Origin of the sequence: Aquipseudomonas ullengensis (assembly GCF_014174475.1) — a bacterium.
In the GTDB taxonomy this organism is placed as follows: Bacteria; Pseudomonadota; Gammaproteobacteria; order Pseudomonadales; family Pseudomonadaceae; genus Aquipseudomonas; species Aquipseudomonas ullengensis.
In genome coordinates this window covers 332596-348006 of sequence record NZ_JACJUD010000004.1, presented here as the reverse complement: position 1 = coordinate 348006, position 15411 = coordinate 332596, and the positions used below count along the sequence as shown (strand labels likewise).

Annotated in this window: 18 protein-coding genes; 13 read left to right on the top strand and 5 right to left on the bottom strand. The window is 62.7% G+C overall.

The features are described from left to right. Window positions 1-27 precede the first annotated feature (27 nt). From H3H51_RS13990 to H3H51_RS13965, 6 genes are all read left to right on the top strand, one after another. Window positions 28-426: a GFA family protein gene (locus H3H51_RS13990; protein ID WP_183089665.1), complete on the top strand. Its 399-nt coding sequence runs from the start codon at window positions 28-30 to the stop codon at window positions 424-426. Between the two features lie 44 nt (window positions 427-470). Further along, window positions 471-1703 carry a lysozyme inhibitor LprI family protein gene (locus H3H51_RS13985; RefSeq protein WP_183089664.1) on the top strand — a complete coding sequence of 411 codons (1233 nt, stop codon included), beginning with the start codon at window positions 471-473 and terminating at the stop codon, window positions 1701-1703. Window positions 1704-1737: 34 nt separating this feature from the next. After that, complete coding sequence (locus H3H51_RS13980; RefSeq protein ID WP_407926508.1) at window positions 1738-2295, top strand: DUF1287 domain-containing protein; 558 nt, start codon at window positions 1738-1740, stop codon at window positions 2293-2295. 11 nt (window positions 2296-2306) lie between these two features. Then, window positions 2307-2741: a thiol-disulfide oxidoreductase DCC family protein gene (locus tag H3H51_RS13975; protein WP_183089662.1), complete on the top strand. Its 435-nt coding sequence runs from the start codon at window positions 2307-2309 to the stop codon at window positions 2739-2741. Between the two features lie 320 nt (window positions 2742-3061). After that, window positions 3062-4840, top strand: coding sequence for an ABC transporter transmembrane domain-containing protein (locus H3H51_RS13970; protein WP_183089661.1), 1779 nt, complete (start codon window positions 3062-3064; stop codon window positions 4838-4840). 15 nt (window positions 4841-4855) lie between these two features. Continuing rightward, a complete protein-coding gene (locus H3H51_RS13965; RefSeq protein WP_183089660.1) occupies window positions 4856-5965 on the top strand; it encodes a saccharopine dehydrogenase family protein in 1110 nt (369 codons plus the stop codon). Between the two features lie 11 nt (window positions 5966-5976). Here H3H51_RS13965 and rhtA read toward each other — a convergent pair whose 3' ends face one another. The 3 genes from rhtA to H3H51_RS13950 all read right to left on the bottom strand — a co-directional run bounded on the left by rhtA (window position 5977) and on the right by H3H51_RS13950 (window position 7919). After that, window positions 5977-6849, bottom strand: a complete 873-nt coding sequence (gene rhtA / locus H3H51_RS13960) for a threonine/homoserine exporter RhtA (RefSeq protein WP_183089659.1) — start codon at window positions 6847-6849, stop codon at window positions 5977-5979. Between the two features lie 87 nt (window positions 6850-6936). Beyond that, window positions 6937-7218 carry a pyrimidine/purine nucleoside phosphorylase gene (gene ppnP / locus H3H51_RS13955; protein ID WP_183089658.1) on the bottom strand — a complete coding sequence of 94 codons (282 nt, stop codon included), beginning with the start codon at window positions 7216-7218 and terminating at the stop codon, window positions 6937-6939. Window positions 7219-7373: 155 nt separating this feature from the next. Then, entirely contained in the window at window positions 7374-7919 is a 546-nt protein-coding gene (locus H3H51_RS13950) for an exonuclease domain-containing protein (protein ID WP_183089657.1), read from the bottom strand. 145 nt (window positions 7920-8064) lie between these two features. Between H3H51_RS13950 and H3H51_RS13945 the strand changes: the two genes are divergently transcribed. After that, window positions 8065-8937, top strand: coding sequence for an NAD(P)-dependent oxidoreductase (locus tag H3H51_RS13945; RefSeq protein WP_183089656.1), 873 nt, complete (start codon window positions 8065-8067; stop codon window positions 8935-8937). Between the two features lie 35 nt (window positions 8938-8972). Here the strand turns inward: H3H51_RS13945 and H3H51_RS13940 are convergent, their stop codons facing one another. Further along, window positions 8973-9314, bottom strand: coding sequence for a DMT family protein (locus tag H3H51_RS13940; protein WP_183089655.1), 342 nt, complete (start codon window positions 9312-9314; stop codon window positions 8973-8975). Between the two features lie 198 nt (window positions 9315-9512). Between H3H51_RS13940 and H3H51_RS13935 the strand changes: the two genes are divergently transcribed. Together H3H51_RS13935 and H3H51_RS13930 are read left to right on the top strand one after the other, a co-directional pair. Further along, complete coding sequence (locus H3H51_RS13935) at window positions 9513-9764, top strand: YkgJ family cysteine cluster protein (RefSeq protein WP_183089654.1); 252 nt, start codon at window positions 9513-9515, stop codon at window positions 9762-9764. 65 nt (window positions 9765-9829) lie between these two features. Then, window positions 9830-10438, top strand: a complete 609-nt coding sequence (locus H3H51_RS13930) for an START domain-containing protein (RefSeq protein WP_183089653.1) — start codon at window positions 9830-9832, stop codon at window positions 10436-10438. 58 nt (window positions 10439-10496) lie between these two features. Here H3H51_RS13930 and gltA read toward each other — a convergent pair whose 3' ends face one another. Then, window positions 10497-11786: a citrate synthase gene (gene gltA / locus H3H51_RS13925; RefSeq protein ID WP_183089652.1), complete on the bottom strand. Its 1290-nt coding sequence runs from the start codon at window positions 11784-11786 to the stop codon at window positions 10497-10499. A 348-nt stretch (window positions 11787-12134) separates the two neighbouring features. On the opposite strand from gltA, the gene sdhC reads away from it, so the two are divergent. Genes sdhC through H3H51_RS13905 form a run of 4 tightly spaced genes read left to right on the top strand, consistent with a single transcriptional unit; the run spans window position 12135 to window position 15393 of the window. Then, complete coding sequence (gene sdhC, locus H3H51_RS13920) at window positions 12135-12521, top strand: succinate dehydrogenase, cytochrome b556 subunit (RefSeq protein WP_183089651.1); 387 nt, start codon at window positions 12135-12137, stop codon at window positions 12519-12521. After that, a complete protein-coding gene (gene sdhD / locus H3H51_RS13915) occupies window positions 12515-12883 on the top strand; it encodes a succinate dehydrogenase, hydrophobic membrane anchor protein (protein ID WP_183089650.1) in 369 nt (122 codons plus the stop codon). The genes sdhC and sdhD overlap by 7 nt, the downstream gene beginning before the upstream one ends. Window positions 12884-12886: 3 nt before the next feature. Next, window positions 12887-14662 carry a succinate dehydrogenase flavoprotein subunit gene (gene sdhA, locus H3H51_RS13910; RefSeq protein ID WP_183089649.1) on the top strand — a complete coding sequence of 592 codons (1776 nt, stop codon included), beginning with the start codon at window positions 12887-12889 and terminating at the stop codon, window positions 14660-14662. An 11-nt stretch (window positions 14663-14673) separates the two neighbouring features. Next, window positions 14674-15393: a succinate dehydrogenase iron-sulfur subunit gene (locus tag H3H51_RS13905; RefSeq protein ID WP_183089648.1), complete on the top strand. Its 720-nt coding sequence runs from the start codon at window positions 14674-14676 to the stop codon at window positions 15391-15393. Window positions 15394-15411: the final 18 nt, after the last annotated feature.

Here is a 15411-nt window from a genome sequence, read left to right as displayed (position 1 = left end):
GTGGGAAGGCAGCAAGGAGGGCAACCCATGTATCAGGGAAGTTGTTTGTGTGGCGCGGTGCAGTTTCGTCTTCAGGGCGAGCTGGCGCCGATCCAGATCTGTCACTGCAGCCAGTGCCGCAAGGCCCAGGGCGGGCCGTTCGCCAGTAATATCCCGGTGGCGCAGGGCGACTTCGAGCTGCTTGGCGGCAGCGACCAGCTGCGCTCTTTCGAGTCTTCGCCGGGTAAGCAGCGGGTGTTCTGTGGCACCTGCGGTTCGCCCATTTACAGCCATACCGAGAAACTGCCGGGCGTGCTGCGCATTCGCGCCGGCACGATGGACGGTGAACTGGCCACTCGCCCTGATGCCCACAGTTTTGTCGCCAGCAAGGCCAACTGGTGGCCGATCAATGATGATCTGCCGCGCCACCCGAAATTCCGCCCATGACCCTCGCCAGAGGGCGATTGGCACACTTTCAACAAGGAGGTTTCATGCGCTTGCTGTTCTGCGGTATCGGTTTGCTGTTTGCGTCTGAGTCGTTATTGGCCGCGAGTTTCAACTGCGCCAAGGCGCAACAACCCATCGAGCGCACGATCTGCGCCTATCAGGAGCTGGACCGGCTGGATGGCTTGCTCGGTCGACGTTTCGGCGAACAGCAGAAGAAGCTCGACGAGGATCAGCGCAAAGCCGCGCTCAAGGTGCAGCGCAGCTGGTTGTCGTCACGCACCGAGCTGTGCCCGGTGGATGACCGTGATTGCCTGATTGACCTGTATCGCAAGCGCATTCAGGCGCTATCCAGCGACAGCCCGCCAGAGCTGGTGCCGTTCCAGGTCTCGGTGCCGCAGAACGTGCTCCAGCAGGCCAGCCCGGTTTGCGAACTGCCCGGTCTCGAGCTACCGGATGACACGCTGGTGTATGCCGCCGGCAACTACGGCGGTCGCGAGCTGGATGTGCAGATCGACCGGAGCGGGCACCAGGCCACCCAGTTCGACATCCTGGTGAACTCGCCGGATCGCCCGGTGGTGTTGCTGCTGGGGGCGTACGAGCCGTCGATCTGGAACATCGGCTGGACCGAAGACACCGAGATCCTTGCGGTGCTTGCCGTCGGCTATCACCGTCAGGTGGTGGCGGGGCTGCCGGCGGAAACCCCGTTGCGCACCAGCAGCTATGAGGACAAGGGCCCGTGCGGCTATCTGTATGTCAGCGACGAGCACCGGGCCGAGCTCAACCCGCTGGCGCAGCGCGTGTTCCAGCGCAATGTCGACCTGGTCTACCAGATCGGCAATGGCGCGATGGTGCTGGGTGAACCCCTGCCGAAGGACGCGGTGCAGCTGACCTCGGCAGACTCGCCACCGGACAGCTTCGTCGATACCAGCCTGCCCAAGGCCGGGCCGGCCGGGCTCGCCGAGGCGGTAGAGAAGGGCCTGATGCGCCCGGCGGAAAACACCGATATATCTGCCTGGCAGGCCATCATCTCGGCCAAGGAAAGCCAGCGTGGGGAAGGTTTGCCGCCCATGGCCACGCCCGTAGAACCCTCGCAGCTGTTCGTGCATAACGGCTATGTGCTGCTGAAGGCCCAGCGCCTGCCGGCCGGGTTGTATGGTGCGCACCTGGCGACTTTCTTCCTGCCCAAGGGGGTGCCATACCCGGAAGGTGAGCTGGGGCATTCCACGCTCTATGACTTCAATACCGAGACTTGCCGAGGTGCGGGCTGTGGCCGCTGAGCGTGCTGGCACGGCCTGGCGTGGTTTGTTCGCGCTGCTGGTATTGCTGGCGCTGCCTGTGTGGGCGGCGCCAATCCAGCCGCTGCAATTGGTGAGCGACGCGCGTAGCCAGGTCGGCGTGACTCTCGGTTATGACCCGGTGTACCGGCGCCTCGCCTATCCCAATGGCGATGTGCCGCTGAGCACCGGAGTGTGCACCGACGTACTGATTCGCGCCTTGCGGGTTCAGGGGCTGGATCTGCAGAAAACGGTGCACGAGGACATGGCCGCGCATTTCTCCAGCTACCCGCAGAGCTGGGGACTCAAGCGCCCGGACAGCAATATCGACCATCGCCGCGTGCCTAACCTGATGGCCTGGCTACGCCGCCAGGGGTTGGCGCAACCTATCAGCGATCAACCGGCGGACTACCGCGCCGGTGATGTAGTGACCTGGGATCTCGGCCGCGGCCTGACCCATATCGGCATCGTCTCGGATCGCCAAAGCGCCGACGGCGTCCCGCTGGTACTGCACAATATCGGCCGTGGCACGCGCGAAGAGGACATCCTGTTCCGCTTCACGATCATCGGTCACTACCGTTTTCCGTCATCGTGAGCAGCGCTGCCATGAATCAGTCCGCCTTACCTCCATTGATCCAGCCTGGCGACCGCGTAGTGCTGTTCGATGGCGTGTGCAAGCTGTGCAATGGCTGGGCGAAGTTCCTTATTCGCCATGACCGCCAGCAGCTGTTCAAGCTGTGTTCGGTGCAGTCTGCCGAGGGGCAGGCGCTGCTGCAGTGGTTCGGTCTGCCGACCGACCATTTCGACACCATGGCCTATGTCGAAGGGGCCGAGCTGTTCGTGCGCTCCGACGCGGTGCTGCGCATCGTTGCGCAACTGCCGGCGCCGTGGCGCTGGGCCGCCTGGCTGCGTGTGTTGCCGCGCGTGCTGCGCGACTGGGCCTACGACCGCATTGCGCTGAACCGTTATCGCCTGTTTGGCCGTTACGACACATGCCTGCTGCCGTCTGCCGATCATGCCGGGCGCTTCCTGCAGGGCTGAGAGCCTGCTTACGACCTCCTGACTCGCGGCCATACTGCGTTAAAAACGGCCTCGGGAAGCCGCTTGCGGCTAACGCGCTTCAGCGCGGCCCGAAGGGCGAGTGAAACGAGTCATGCTCATTTACAATTCGTAAACTGCGCTTCCTCGGCCGTTTTTGCCTTGTCTGGCTCTAATCCAGGAGCCCGTAAACAGGCTCTGCGGCAGTAAGGCACGCCTTGATGTTGCGCGGTAGTGCCCCCATCTGCTGCTGAGGCCTGTCTCTGTCGTACGGCAGGCCTCTACGATTCCTTACTTGGGCCCCGGCCCATCTGCGAGTGCCCATGCTATCGATTCTGTCCTCCCGCCAGCGCAATGCCTTGCGCATGGCCGGGCGTTTCGTTGCGCCGTACCGCTGGCGGGTGATCGGCGCCTTGCTGGCGCTGATGTTCACCGCCGCCATCACGTTATCGATGGGCCAGGGCATCCGCCTGCTGGTGGACCAGGGCCTGGCGACCCAGTCGCAGCAGGCGCTGAACCATTCGATCCTGCTGTTCTTCGGGCTGGTGGTGGCGCTGGCAGTGGGCACCTTCACGCGTTTTTACCTGGTGTCGTGGATCGGCGAACGCTTCGTCGCCGATATCCGCAAGCGCGTGTTCAACCACCTGATCGGCCTGCACCCGGGCTTCTACGAGAGCAACCGCGCCTCGGAAATCCAGTCGCGCCTGACTGCTGATACCACGTTGCTGCAGACGGTGATCGGCTCCTCGCTGTCGATGGCGCTGCGCAACATCATCATGATGGTCGGTGGCATTGGCTTACTGTTTTTCACCAACCCCAAGCTCAGCGCCATCGTTATTGCGGCCCTGCCGCTGGTGGTGGCGCCGATTCTGATCTTCGGCCGGCGCGTGCGCGCCTTGTCGCGGCAAACCCAGGACCGGGTGGCGGATGTCGGCAGCTATGTCGGCGAATCGCTGGGCCAGATCAAGACGGTGCAGGCCTATAACCACCAGACGCAGGATCAGCTGCGCTTCGGCCAGACCGTGGAAGCGGCGTTCGATACGGCCCGCAAACGCATCAAGCAGCGTGCCTGGCTGATCACCGTGGTTATCGTGCTGGTGCTCGGTGCGGTCGGGGTGATGCTCTGGGTCGGTGGCATGGATGTGATCGACGGGAAGATTTCCGGCGGCGACCTGGCGGCCTTCGTGTTCTACAGCTTGATTGTCGGCATGGCGTTCGGTGCGGTCAGTGAAGTGATCGGCGAATTGCAGAGCGCCGCGGGCGCCGCCGAACGCATTGCCGAACTGCTGCAGACCGACAATGCGATTACCGCACCGCGTGAGGGTTTGCTGCAGCTGCCGCCACGCATCAGTGGCGCGCTGGAGCTGGATCAGGTGCGCTTTGCCTACCCGTCACGGCCTGAGCATTTCGCCGTGGATGGCATCAGCCTGCAGGTGCGCGCGGGTGAAACCCTGGCGCTGGTGGGGCCTTCCGGGGCGGGTAAGTCGACCCTGTTCGATTTGCTGCTGCGTTTCTTCGACCCGCAAGCCGGACACATCCTGGTCGAAGGCATGGCCATCGAGCGGCTTGATCCGGCGGATCTGCGCCGCTGTTTTGCCCTGGTTTCGCAGAGCCCGGCGCTGTTCTACGGCACCGTGGAAGACAACCTGCGCTACGGCAAGCCCGACGCCAGCCAGGCCGAAGTCGAAGCGGCGGCGCGCGCGGCGCATGCTCACGAGTTTATCCAGCGGCTGCCGCAGGGTTACCAGACCCACCTGGGTGACGCCGGACTGGGGCTGTCTGGCGGTCAGCGTCAGCGCCTGGCGATTGCCCGCGCGCTGCTGGTGGATGCGCCGATTTTGCTGCTGGACGAGGCCACCAGTGCCCTCGACGCGGAAAGCGAACACCTGATCCAGCAAGCCCTGCCGCAACTGATGAGCGGGCGCACTACCCTGGTGATCGCCCATCGCCTGGCCACGGTGAAGAGTGCCGACCGCATCGCGGTGATCGAGCACGGCCGTCTGGTGGCCATCGGCAGCCACAGCGAGCTGGTGGCGAGCAACCCGCTGTATGCGCGACTGGCCGAGCTGCAGTTCAATACCGACAGCGCCGAGGCGGTCTGACGCAAGGAGTGGGGCATGACGCAAAGGGAATTTGGCGTGGTGGTGCTGGGTGGCTACGGCAACTTCGGCGCGGTGATTGTCCGGCGCCTGTGCGCCAGCAGTGGCATGCGCATCTGGGTGGCCGGGCGTGACTTGGCCAAAGCCCAGGCGCTGGCGGCGCAGACAGGCGCCAGCGCGCTGCAACTGGACATGAACAGCCCGGACCTGGCCGAGCAGTTGGCGGCGCTGGATGCGGACCTGCTGATTTCCACTGCCGGGCCGTTCCAGAACCAGGATTACCGCGTGGCCCAGGCCTGCATCGCGGCCGGCGTGCATTACGTCGACCTGGCCGATGCGCGCGAGTTCGTCTGCGCCATTGGTGAGCTGGATGCGGCAGCGCAACGTGCCGGGGTGCTGGTCTGTGGCGGCGCCAGCTCGGTGCCGGCACTCAGCGCGGCGGTGATCGACAGCCTGTTGCCACGCTTCTCGCGCCTGGACAGCATCTGGCACGGCATCAGTTCATCGGAGAAAACGCCGGGCGTGTCGACCCTGGCGGCAGTCCTCAACTATTGCGGCAAACCGTTCAGTCAGTGGCGCGACGGCGCCTGGCAGCGCGTTTATGGCTGGCAGGATCTCAGCCCGCATGACTTCGCCGCGCCGCTGGGCCGACGCTGGGTGGGCAACTGCGATATTCCCGACCTCGAACTGTTTCCGGCGCGCTATCCCGGGGTGCGTAGCGTGCGCTTCTCGGCGGGTGTCGGCCTGCGGCTGACCCAGTTCGGCACCTGGTTGTTGTCCTGGCTGGTGCGTGGCGGGTTGTTACGCAGCGGTGTGCCGTTGGCCGGCGTGCTGCGCCGTGGCGCCGTGCTGGTCGAGCCACTGGGTGACGGCCTGAGCGGCATGTTCGTGCGCCTGCAGGGGCTGGATCAGGCCGGCCAGGCACAAACCCTGTGCTGGGAGTTGCAGGCGCTGCACAACGACGGGCCGAACATCCCCTGCATGGCCGCCGTGGCGCTGGCGCGCAAACTGGCGGCCGGCACGCTGGTAACCCGAGGGGCGATACCGTGCCTTGGCCTGCTGACCCTGGATGAATACCTGGCCGAGCTTGAGCATCTGGCGATCAGCAGCGAACTGCGCGCGCTGTAACGCCCGCCGGATCAGTGTTCGACTGGCGGAACCGGCTTGCCCTTGCTGGTGGCAGCCGCGCCGACCGAGGCGAGGATGATCGCGCCAATCGCCAGCCACTGGTTGCCCGTCAGGCGCTCGCTGAGGAACAGCAGGCCGGTCAGCGCGGCAATCGCCGGCTCCATGCTCATCAGGATGCTGAAGGTGCGCGCTGGCATGCGGGTCAGGGCGAACATTTCCAGGCTGTAGGGCAGGGCCGAGGACATTACCGCGACGCCCAGGGCGATGGGCAGCAGGTCCAGCGAAAACAGCGCGCTGCCGTTCTGCCAGAGGCCGATCGGGAACACCAGCAGCGCCGCGACTATGGTGCCAAACGCCACGGTTTGCGCACCATGCTCGGCGCCGGCTTTCTGCCCGAAGACGATGTACAGCGCCCAGCACACCCCAGCGCCCAGGGCCAGGGCCATGCCCAGTGGGTCCAGATGGCCGGTGGAGCCACTTTCCGGTAGCAACAGCCAGAGGCCGAACACCGCCAGGGCGATCCACACGAAGTCCAGCAAGCGCCGCGAGGCGAATAGCGCCAGGGCCAGCGGACCGGTGAACTCCAGGGCCACGGCAATGCCCAGCGGAATGGTCTTCAGCGACATGTAGAACATCAGGTTCATGGCGCCCAGCGACAACCCATAACCCAGCAGCGATGGCCAGGCCGACACATTGGCGCGTGTGCGCCAGGGGCGCATGACCAGGCACAGGATCAGAGCGCCCAGGCTGAGGCGCAGTGCGGTGGTACCTTCGGCGCCGACCAGCGGGAACAGGCCTTTGGCCAGGGAGGCACCGCTTTGGATGGAAACCATCGCGATCAGGAGCAGGGCGATGGGCAGGAATAGAGCGCTGGAGCGGGACATGGGGCTATCCGTGGGTGTGACTGGTCGGTCGGGCTGGGGCGATAAAAAAACCGGCCACCGGGGCCGGTTTTTTGTAGCGCTGCGAACTCAGCGATATTCGCAGAGGTAGGCAGTCTCTACGGCAACCTGCAGCTGGAACTTGCTGTTGGCCGGAACGGTGAACTGGCTACCGGCGGCGAAGGTTTCCCACTTCTCGCTGCCTGGCAGCTTGACGACCAGGGCGCCAGCGATCACGTGCATGACTTCCAGTTGGCTGGTACCGAACTCGTATTCGCCCGGAGCCATCACGCCGATGGTGGCCGGACCTTCGCTCATGGCGAAACCGATGGATTTGACGGTGCCGTCGAAGTACTCGTTGACCTTGAACATGCAGGGCTCCTCGGAGGGGGTTAAAAATGGCCCGCCAGTATGCCGAAGGTGCGTGGGCACGTCATCCGCTTAGAGGCTGTTTACGATCTTCTGAATTACAGCCAGACCATTTCTAGCGCAGGCTGAGCGAAAGCCCGGAGGCCGTGAGCGGGCTCTTATGTAGGGTGAATCAGCGGCAGCAGCCGCGCCGTATTGCGTGCGTCTTCCAGGGCGCGGTGCTGCTGGCCCTGGAAGTTCAGGCCGGCCAGCTGCAACGCGCTGTTCAGGCCTACCGGGCGCTGCAGTTGGCGGGCGCTGGCAAAGCGCTGCTTGAGGTTGAGGTGGGGCAGGTCGGCAAGGCGGCTGTGCAGGCCGTGCGTGCGCCATTCCAGCTCGAACTGGCGGCGGTCGTAGTCGCCCCAGCTGCCCCAGCCGGCCAGGTGAGAGAGGTGCCCGCCGATCCAGCGTTCGAACTGTGGCCAAATTGCGGCCAGCGGCTGCGCTGCATCGATCTGGGCCTGGCTGATGTGGGTCAGCTCGCGGCAGAAACTGGTTAGGCAGGGGCGTCGCAGCGGGCGTACGAAACGCTGGAAGTGATCCAGCTCATGGCCGTCGCTGGCCACCAGGCTGGCGCCGATCTCGATGATCTCCATTTCTTCGACCGGCCAGCCGCCTTCTTCGGTGGTGGCTTCCAGGTCGATTACCAGCCAGTGCTGCTGCATAAGCTCTCCTTGCGCGCAAGCCAGTATGGAAGGGCGCACGCGCCTTGGCAAAGCCCGACCTATACAGTTTTCGCACGAGGTTGTGCTGGTCGGCTACCCCTTGATACGGGCTATGCTTGGGCACCTGTAATTGAGGAGGTGGGGCATGGCAAAGGTGGCGTTTATCGGTCTGGGCGTGATGGGTTTCCCCATGGCCGGACATCTGGCGTGCGAAGGGCACGAAGTCTCCGTGTACAACCGCTCGCCAGCCAAGGCGGAGCTGTGGAGTGACAAATACGCCGGCGAGCATGCACTGACACCACGTGAAGCGGCGCAGGGTGCCGAATTCGTGATGACCTGCGTAGGTAATGACGATGACCTGCGCAGTGTGTTGCTGGGGCCTGATGGCGCGTTTGCCGGGATGGAGCCGGGCAGCGTACTGGTCGATCACACCACGGCCTCGGCGACTGTCGCCCGTGAGCTGGCGGGTGTCGCTGTCGGGCTGGGCCTGGGCTTTCTCGATGCGCCGGTATCCGGCGGCCAGGCCGGCGCCGAGAACGGCATGCTGACGGTGATGGTCGGGGGCGAGGAGGCTTTCTACAAGCGCGCTGAGCCGGTGATCGACGCCTACGCCAAGATGATCAAGTTGATGGGCCCGGTGGGCAGCGGTCAACTGACCAAGATGGTCAACCAGATCTGCATCGGCGGCCTGGTTCAGGGCCTGGCCGAGGCCCTGCATTTCGCCCAGTGCGCCGGCCTCGACGGGCATGCGGCGATGGAGGTTATCAGTAAGGGTGCGGCGCAGTCCTGGCAGCTGGAAAACCGCCACCAGACCATGCTGGCCGGCAAGTTCGACTTCGGTTTCGCTGTGGACTGGATGCGCAAGGACCTGTCGATCCTGCTGGAAGAGGCGCGGCGCAATGGTGCGCAGTTGCCGGTGACCGCGTTGGTCGACCAGTTTTACTCCGACGTTCAGGCCGGCGGCGGCGGGCGTTGGGATACTTCCAGCCTGATTTCCCGGCTCAAGCAGCGCCCCTGAGGCGCTGGCATCTGCGTCGTCCGTGGCTACCCGAGTCAGGTGCGGAAGATAAAGTACACCGCACCTAGCAGGCACAGACCTGCCCATAGGTAGTCCAGCTTCAGCGGCTGCTGCATCACGTAGACGCTGAAGGGGACGAACACCGCCAGGGTGATGACTTCCTGCATGATCTTCAGTTGGCCGACCGACAATTCGGTGTATCCGATGCGGTTGGCCGGCACCATGATCAGGTACTCGAACAGGGCAATGCCCCAGCTGACCAGTGCCGCGATGATCCAGGGCTTGCTGTTCATCGTCTTCAGGTGGCCGTACCAGGCGAAGGTCATGAATACATTCGACAGGGTGAGCAGCGCGGCGGTTTGCATCCAGACCGGCATGGCGGGGTACTCGCTGTGGCAAAGCGGCCAGCCTAAACGTGCCAGGGCGGTCGGCCAAGTCCTTGCTGCCAGTAGAACTGGCCTTTTGATCGACCTGCCTGAGGACTGTCTCTCAGCGTGAAAACAGGTGACGGAAGGGGTGCCGGGACTGGCTTGCAGGCGGTAAGATCGCCGCCGTTCAATTCATGAGAGACCTTCATGGAGTGTCGTGCCGGCTGCGGTGCCTGCTGCATCGCGCCTTCCATCAGCTCCCCGATTCCCGGTATGCCCAATGGCAAGGCCGCGGGCGAGCGCTGTGTAAATCTGACTGCCGCCTTTATGTGCGGCATTTTCGGCCGCGCCGATCGCCCGGCCGTGTGTTCGGGCTTTGCCGCCGATCCTGAGGTCTGCGGCGATAGCCGCGAGCAGGCAATCCGCCTGATCGGCTGGCTGGAGCAGGCCACGGCCTGAGTGCCATGAACTCCAAGCGCTGTGGCAGGTCTGCCGTAGTGCGCTACTTGTACGAGAGGTTATCGATGATTCCGTTGAGTCGAGCGGCTGCAATCTGCAGCCTGGGCCTGCTGGCGAGCGCTGCGGTGCATGCCGAGGATTGGACGTTGGCCAAGGACGAGGATGGTATCCGCATCTATTTGAGCTCGGTGCCGGGCTCCAAATACAAGGCCTACCGTGGCGTGACCACAATCAAGGCGGACATCGCCAAGCTGCGCGCCCTGCAGGAAGACGTTCAGGGTTCCTGTGCCTGGATTCATGCCTGTGCCGAGCAGAGCCTGCTCAAGCACGAGGGCAACGAGAGCTGGGTCTATACCCGTTTCGAGATGCCTTGGCCGGTGACCGCACGGGATTCGATCCTGCATGTGGTGACCACCGAAAACCCCGATGGCAGCATGTTGCGCAAGATGGATGGTCAGCCGCAGTACCTGCCCGTGGACAAGGATTACGTGCGCGTAGCCAGCCTGGAAGGTGCCTGGACGTTCGTGCCGAAGGCCGCCGGCGAAGTCGAAGTGACCTACCAGGTGCACACCGAGCCGGGTGGCAGCGTGCCGTCCTTGCTGGCCAACAGTTTCGTGGTGGATGCGCCTTTCAAGACCCTGAGCGCCATGCGTGCCAAGGCTGAAAGCCGCTGATAGCGGGCTGGAATGAAAAAAGGCTGCCAATTGGCAGCCTTTTTCGTTAGCGCAGTGCTTACTTGCGCTGATCCAGCGGCGCGATGTCGCGCTGGGTGTAGCCGGTGTACAGCTGGCGTGGACGGCCAATCTTGTACGGGCTGGAGAGCATTTCTTTCCAGTGCGAGATCCAGCCGACGGTGCGTGCCAGGGCGAAGATCACGGTGAACATGCTGGTCGGAATGCCGATTGCCTTGAGGATGATCCCCGAGTAGAAGTCGACGTTCGGGTACAGGTTGCGTTCCTTGAAGTACGGATCGGTCAGGGCGATCTCTTCCAGGCGCATGGCCAGTTCCAGCTGCGGGTCGTTGGTGATGCCCAGCTCGCTCAGCACTTCGTCGCAAGTCTGCTTCATCACGGTGGCGCGCGGGTCGCGGTTTTTGTAAACCCGGTGACCGAAGCCCATCAGTTTGAACGGATCGTTCTTGTCCTTCGCTTTGGCGATGAACTTGTCGATGTTCTCGACGCTGCCGATCTCGTCCAGCATGCTCAGTACGGCTTCGTTGGCGCCGCCGTGTGCCGGGCCCCACAGCGCGGCGATGCCGGCAGCGATACAGGCGAACGGGTTGGCACCGGACGAACCGGCCAGGCGTACGGTGGAGGTAGAGGCGTTCTGCTCATGGTCGGCGTGCAGGACGAAGATACGATCCATCGCCTTGGCCAGCACCGGGCTGATCGGTTTGATCTCGCACGGGGTGTTGAACATCATGTGCAGGAAGTTTTCCGCGTAGTTCAGGTCGTTACGCGGGTACATCATCGGCTGACCCATGGAGTACTTGTAGGTCATGGCGGCGATGGTCGGCATCTTGGCGATCAGGCGCATGGCCGAAACTTCGCGGTGATGCGGATTATTGATGTCCAGGGAGTCGTGGTAGAAGGCGGAGAGGGCGCCGACTACGCCGCACATGATGGCCATCGGGTGGGCATCGCGGCGGAAGCCGTTGAAGAAACTCTTCAACTGCTCGTGAACCATGGTGTGGTTCTTGATGGTGCTGACGAACTTGGCTTTTTCCTCAACTGTCGGCAGTTCGCCGTTCAGCAGCAGGAAGCAGGTTTCCAGGTAGTCAGACTTCTCGGCCAGTTGCTCGATCGGGTAGCCGCGATGCAGCAGGATGCCCTGGTCGCCATCGATATAAGTGATTTTCGACTCGCAAGAGGCGGTCGACATAAAGCCAGGATCAAAGGTGAAGCGACCCGTGGCGGTTAGGCCCCGTACGTCAACTACATCGGGACCAACTGTGCCGGTCAGAACGGGCAGCTCTACGGGGGCATTGCCCTCGATGATCAACTGCGCTTTTTTGTCAGCCATGTTCGGCCTCCTGTTTATGCTTGAAATCATCAGAAGCCCCCCACGCAGGGCCCGGGACACTATAGAGACATAAATTTGAATGTCAATTTGCGCTAAGCCAGACGGCAGACGGGTTCCAGCCATCTTTTACAGTATTTGGAAGTGCCCTTTACGCCATTTGCAAGAGTCATTCAATGAGCATTTTGGCGTGGGCCTTTGCGTTGTCATTAGTAACCTAACTGTCTATACTCTGCGCCCGGCCGCCAGGGGCTTTAGGGCCTGCATTCTGGAGGCTGGCACTCCCTTGGTGAGGGGTACCTGACCAGTGCACTTCCCGACAACTTGCCCTGTTTGTTTGGGGCCTCTAGTGTGAAAAAAGCCGTGAATAGCCAACGACCTGTAAACCTAGATCTCAGGACTATAAAACTCCCGATCACCGCTTATACGTCCATTCTGCACCGTATTTCCGGGGTCATTCTCTTTGTCGGCCTTGCCGTGATGCTGTTTGCACTCGACAAGTCGCTGAGCTCGGAGGAAGGCTTTGCAGACGTGAAGGCGTGTCTGACCAGTCCGCTGGCCAAGCTGATTATCTGGGGTCTGCTGTCCGCTCTGCTGTATCACCTGGTGGCCGGTGTACGCCATCTCATCATGGACATGGGTGTCGGTGAGTCGCTGGAAGGCGGCAAACGAGGCTCGAAAATCGTCATCCTGGTTTCCGTGGTGGTGATCCTGCTGGCAGGGGTGTGGATATGGTAACTAACGTAACGAACTTCTCCCGCTCGGGCCTCTACGACTGGATGGCCCAGCGTGTATCTGCGGTCGTTCTCGCGGCTTATTTCCTGTTCCTGATCGGCTTCCTCGTGGTGAATCCGGGCCTCGGCTATGCCGAATGGCACGCGTTGTTCGCTCACACGGCGATGCGCATCTTCAGTCTGTTGGCCCTGGTGGCCCTGGGCGTACACGCCTGGGTCGGCATGTGGACCATCTCCACTGACTACCTGACGCCGATGGCGCTGGGCAAGTGGGCAACTGTCGTGCGTTTCCTGTTCCAGGCGGTTTGCGGTATCGCGATGTTCGCGTACTTCGTCTGGGGCGTGCAGATTCTCTGGGGTGTCTGATCCATGTCTAGCATTCGTACTCTTTCCTATGACGCCATCATCGTTGGTGGCGGCGGCGCCGGCATGCGTGCCTCGCTGCAACTGGCCCAAGGCGGCCACAAGACTGCTGTCGTAACCAAGGTCTTCCCGACTCGTTCGCACACTGTTTCCGCCCAGGGCGGCATCACCTGTGCCATCGCATCCAACGACCCGAACGACGATTGGCGCTGGCACATGTACGACACCGTCAAGGGCTCCGACTACATCGGTGACCAGGACGCGATCGAATACATGTGTTCCGTCGGCCCTGAGGCCGTGTTCGAACTCGAGCACATGGGCCTGCCGTTCTCCCGTACCGAACAAGGCCGCATCTATCAGCGTCCGTTCGGTGGCCAGTCCAAGGGCCCGGATAATCCGTCGGTCCAGGCTGCCCGTACCTGCGCCGCCGCTGACCGTACCGGTCACGCCCTGCTGCACACCCTGTACCAGGCCAACCTGAAGGCTGGCACCTCGTTCCTCAACGAGTGGTACGCCGTGGATCTGGTGAAAAACCAGGATGGCGCGGTGGTTGGCATCATCGCCATCTGCATCGAGACTGGCGAAACCGTCTACATCCGCTCCAAGGCCGTGGTTCTGGCCACCGGCGGTGCTGGTCGCATCTACTCCTCGACCACCAACGCTCTGATCAACACCGGTGACGGCGTGGGCATGGCCCTGCGTGCCGGCGTGCCGGTGCAGGACATCGAGATGTGGCAGTTCCACCCGACCGGTATTGCCGGCGCTGGTGTACTGGTCACCGAAGGTTGCCGCGGTGAAGGTGGTTACCTGATCAACGCCCACGGCGAGCGCTTCATGGAGCGTTACGCTCCGAACGCCAAAGACCTGGCCGGCCGCGACGTGGTTGCGCGCTCCATGGTCAAGGAAGTGATCGCCGGTAACGGCTGTGGCCCGGACAAGGACCACGTACTGCTGAAGCTCGACCACCTCGGTGAGGAAGTGCTGCACAGCCGCCTGCCAGGTATCTGCGAGCTGTCGAAGACTTTCGCCCACGTTGACCCGGTCGTCGCTCCGGTCCCGGTGATCCCGACCTGCCACTACATGATGGGCGGCGTTGCCACCAACATTCATGGCCAGGCGATGACCCAGGACGCCAACGGTAACGACGTGATCATCGAAGGTCTGTTCGCCGTAGGCGAAGTGGCCTGCGTATCGGTACACGGCGCCAACCGCCTGGGCGGTAACTCGCTGCTCGACCTGGTGGTATTCGGCCGTGCCGCCGGTATCCACCTGGAGAAAGCTCTGAAAGAAGGCGTGGAAGTTCGTGGCGCCAGCGAAACCGACATCGAGCAGTCGCTCAAGCGCCTGTCCGGCGTCAACCAGCGCAGCACTGGCGAAGACGTGGCTCCGCTGCGTAAAGAGCTGCAAGCCTGCATGCAGAACTACTTCGGCGTATTCCGTACCGGCGAATATATGAAGAAGGGTATTGCTCAGCTGGCTGACCTGCGCGAGCGCATCGCCACCGTCAAGATTGCCGACAAGAGCCAGGCCTTCAACACCGCGCGTATCGAAGCGCTGGAGTTGCAGAACCTGCTGGAAGTGGCCGAAGCCACTGCCATCGCCGCCGACACCCGTACCGAATCCCGTGGCGCCCACGCCCGTGAAGATTACGAAGATCGCGACGATACCAACTGGCTGTGCCACTCCCTGTACTTCCCGGGTGAGAAACGTGTTGCCAAGCGCGCTGTCAACTTCGCGCCGAAGACCGTTCCTGCTTTCGAACCCAAAGTGCGTACTTATTAAGGGTGGCCACCATGTCTCTTGGCAAAACTTTGCAAGTCAGCGTTTATCGCTACAACCCGGAAAAAGATGCTGCACCTTTCATGCAGGACTTCGACGTCACCATCGACGGCAAAGACCTGATGGTGTTGGACGTACTGGCCCTGATCAAAGAGCAGGACGAAGGCTTCTCCTATCGTCGCTCCTGCCGTGAAGGCGTGTGCGGTTCCGATGGCATGAACATCAGTGGCAAGAACGGCCTGGCCTGCGTCACGCCGATCTCCACCGTGGTCAAGGGCAACAAGCTGGTGATCCGCCCGCTGCCTGGCCTGCCGGTCATTCGTGACCTGGTCGTCGACATGAGCATCTTCTACAAGCAATACGAGAAGGTGCAGCCTTTCCTGCAGAACGATACGCCGGCTCCGGCCATCGAGCGTCTGCAGTCGCCGGAAGAGCGCGAGAAGCTGGACGGTCTGTACGAGTGCATCCTGTGCGCGTGCTGCTCCACCAGCTGCCCGTCCTTCTGGTGGAACCCGGACAAGTTCCTCGGTCCCGCTGCACTGCTGCAGGCTTATCGCTTCCTCGCCGACAGCCGTGACACCAAGACCGCTGAGCGCCTGGCCTCGCTGGACGACCCGTTCAGCGTGTTCCGTTGCCGCGGCATCATGAACTGCGTGAACGTCTGCCCGAAAGGTCTCAACCCGACCAAGGCAATCGGCCACGTACGTAACATGCTGCTGCAGAGCGGTACCTGATTCAGTTTTACCCGTGAC

Excerpts from the sequence above, each read along its gene's own strand:
- H3H51_RS13990 (WP_183089665.1), top strand. The coding sequence starts at position 28 with ATGTATCAGGGAAGTTGTTTGTGTGGCGCGGTGCAGTTTCGTCTTCAG.
- H3H51_RS13985 (WP_183089664.1), top strand. The coding sequence starts at position 471 with ATGCGCTTGCTGTTCTGCGGTATCGGTTTGCTGTTTGCGTCTGAGTCG.
- H3H51_RS13975 (WP_183089662.1), top strand. The coding sequence starts at position 2,307 with ATGAATCAGTCCGCCTTACCTCCATTGATCCAGCCTGGCGACCGCGTA.
- H3H51_RS13970 (WP_183089661.1), top strand. The coding sequence starts at position 3,062 with ATGCTATCGATTCTGTCCTCCCGCCAGCGCAATGCCTTGCGCATGGCC.
- H3H51_RS13965 (WP_183089660.1), top strand. The coding sequence starts at position 4,856 with ATGACGCAAAGGGAATTTGGCGTGGTGGTGCTGGGTGGCTACGGCAAC.
- rhtA (WP_183089659.1), bottom strand. The coding sequence starts at position 6,849 with ATGTCCCGCTCCAGCGCTCTATTCCTGCCCATCGCCCTGCTCCTGATC.
- ppnP (WP_183089658.1), bottom strand. The coding sequence starts at position 7,218 with ATGTTCAAGGTCAACGAGTACTTCGACGGCACCGTCAAATCCATCGGT.
- H3H51_RS13950 (WP_183089657.1), bottom strand. The coding sequence starts at position 7,919 with ATGCAGCAGCACTGGCTGGTAATCGACCTGGAAGCCACCACCGAAGAA.
- H3H51_RS13945 (WP_183089656.1), top strand. The coding sequence starts at position 8,065 with ATGGCAAAGGTGGCGTTTATCGGTCTGGGCGTGATGGGTTTCCCCATG.
- H3H51_RS13940 (WP_183089655.1), bottom strand. The coding sequence starts at position 9,314 with ATGCCGGTCTGGATGCAAACCGCCGCGCTGCTCACCCTGTCGAATGTA.
- H3H51_RS13935 (WP_183089654.1), top strand. The coding sequence starts at position 9,513 with ATGGAGTGTCGTGCCGGCTGCGGTGCCTGCTGCATCGCGCCTTCCATC.
- H3H51_RS13930 (WP_183089653.1), top strand. The coding sequence starts at position 9,830 with ATGATTCCGTTGAGTCGAGCGGCTGCAATCTGCAGCCTGGGCCTGCTG.
- gltA (WP_183089652.1), bottom strand. The coding sequence starts at position 11,786 with ATGGCTGACAAAAAAGCGCAGTTGATCATCGAGGGCAATGCCCCCGTA.
- sdhD (WP_183089650.1), top strand. The coding sequence starts at position 12,515 with ATGGTAACTAACGTAACGAACTTCTCCCGCTCGGGCCTCTACGACTGG.
- sdhA (WP_183089649.1), top strand. The coding sequence starts at position 12,887 with ATGTCTAGCATTCGTACTCTTTCCTATGACGCCATCATCGTTGGTGGC.
- H3H51_RS13905 (WP_183089648.1), top strand. The coding sequence starts at position 14,674 with ATGTCTCTTGGCAAAACTTTGCAAGTCAGCGTTTATCGCTACAACCCG.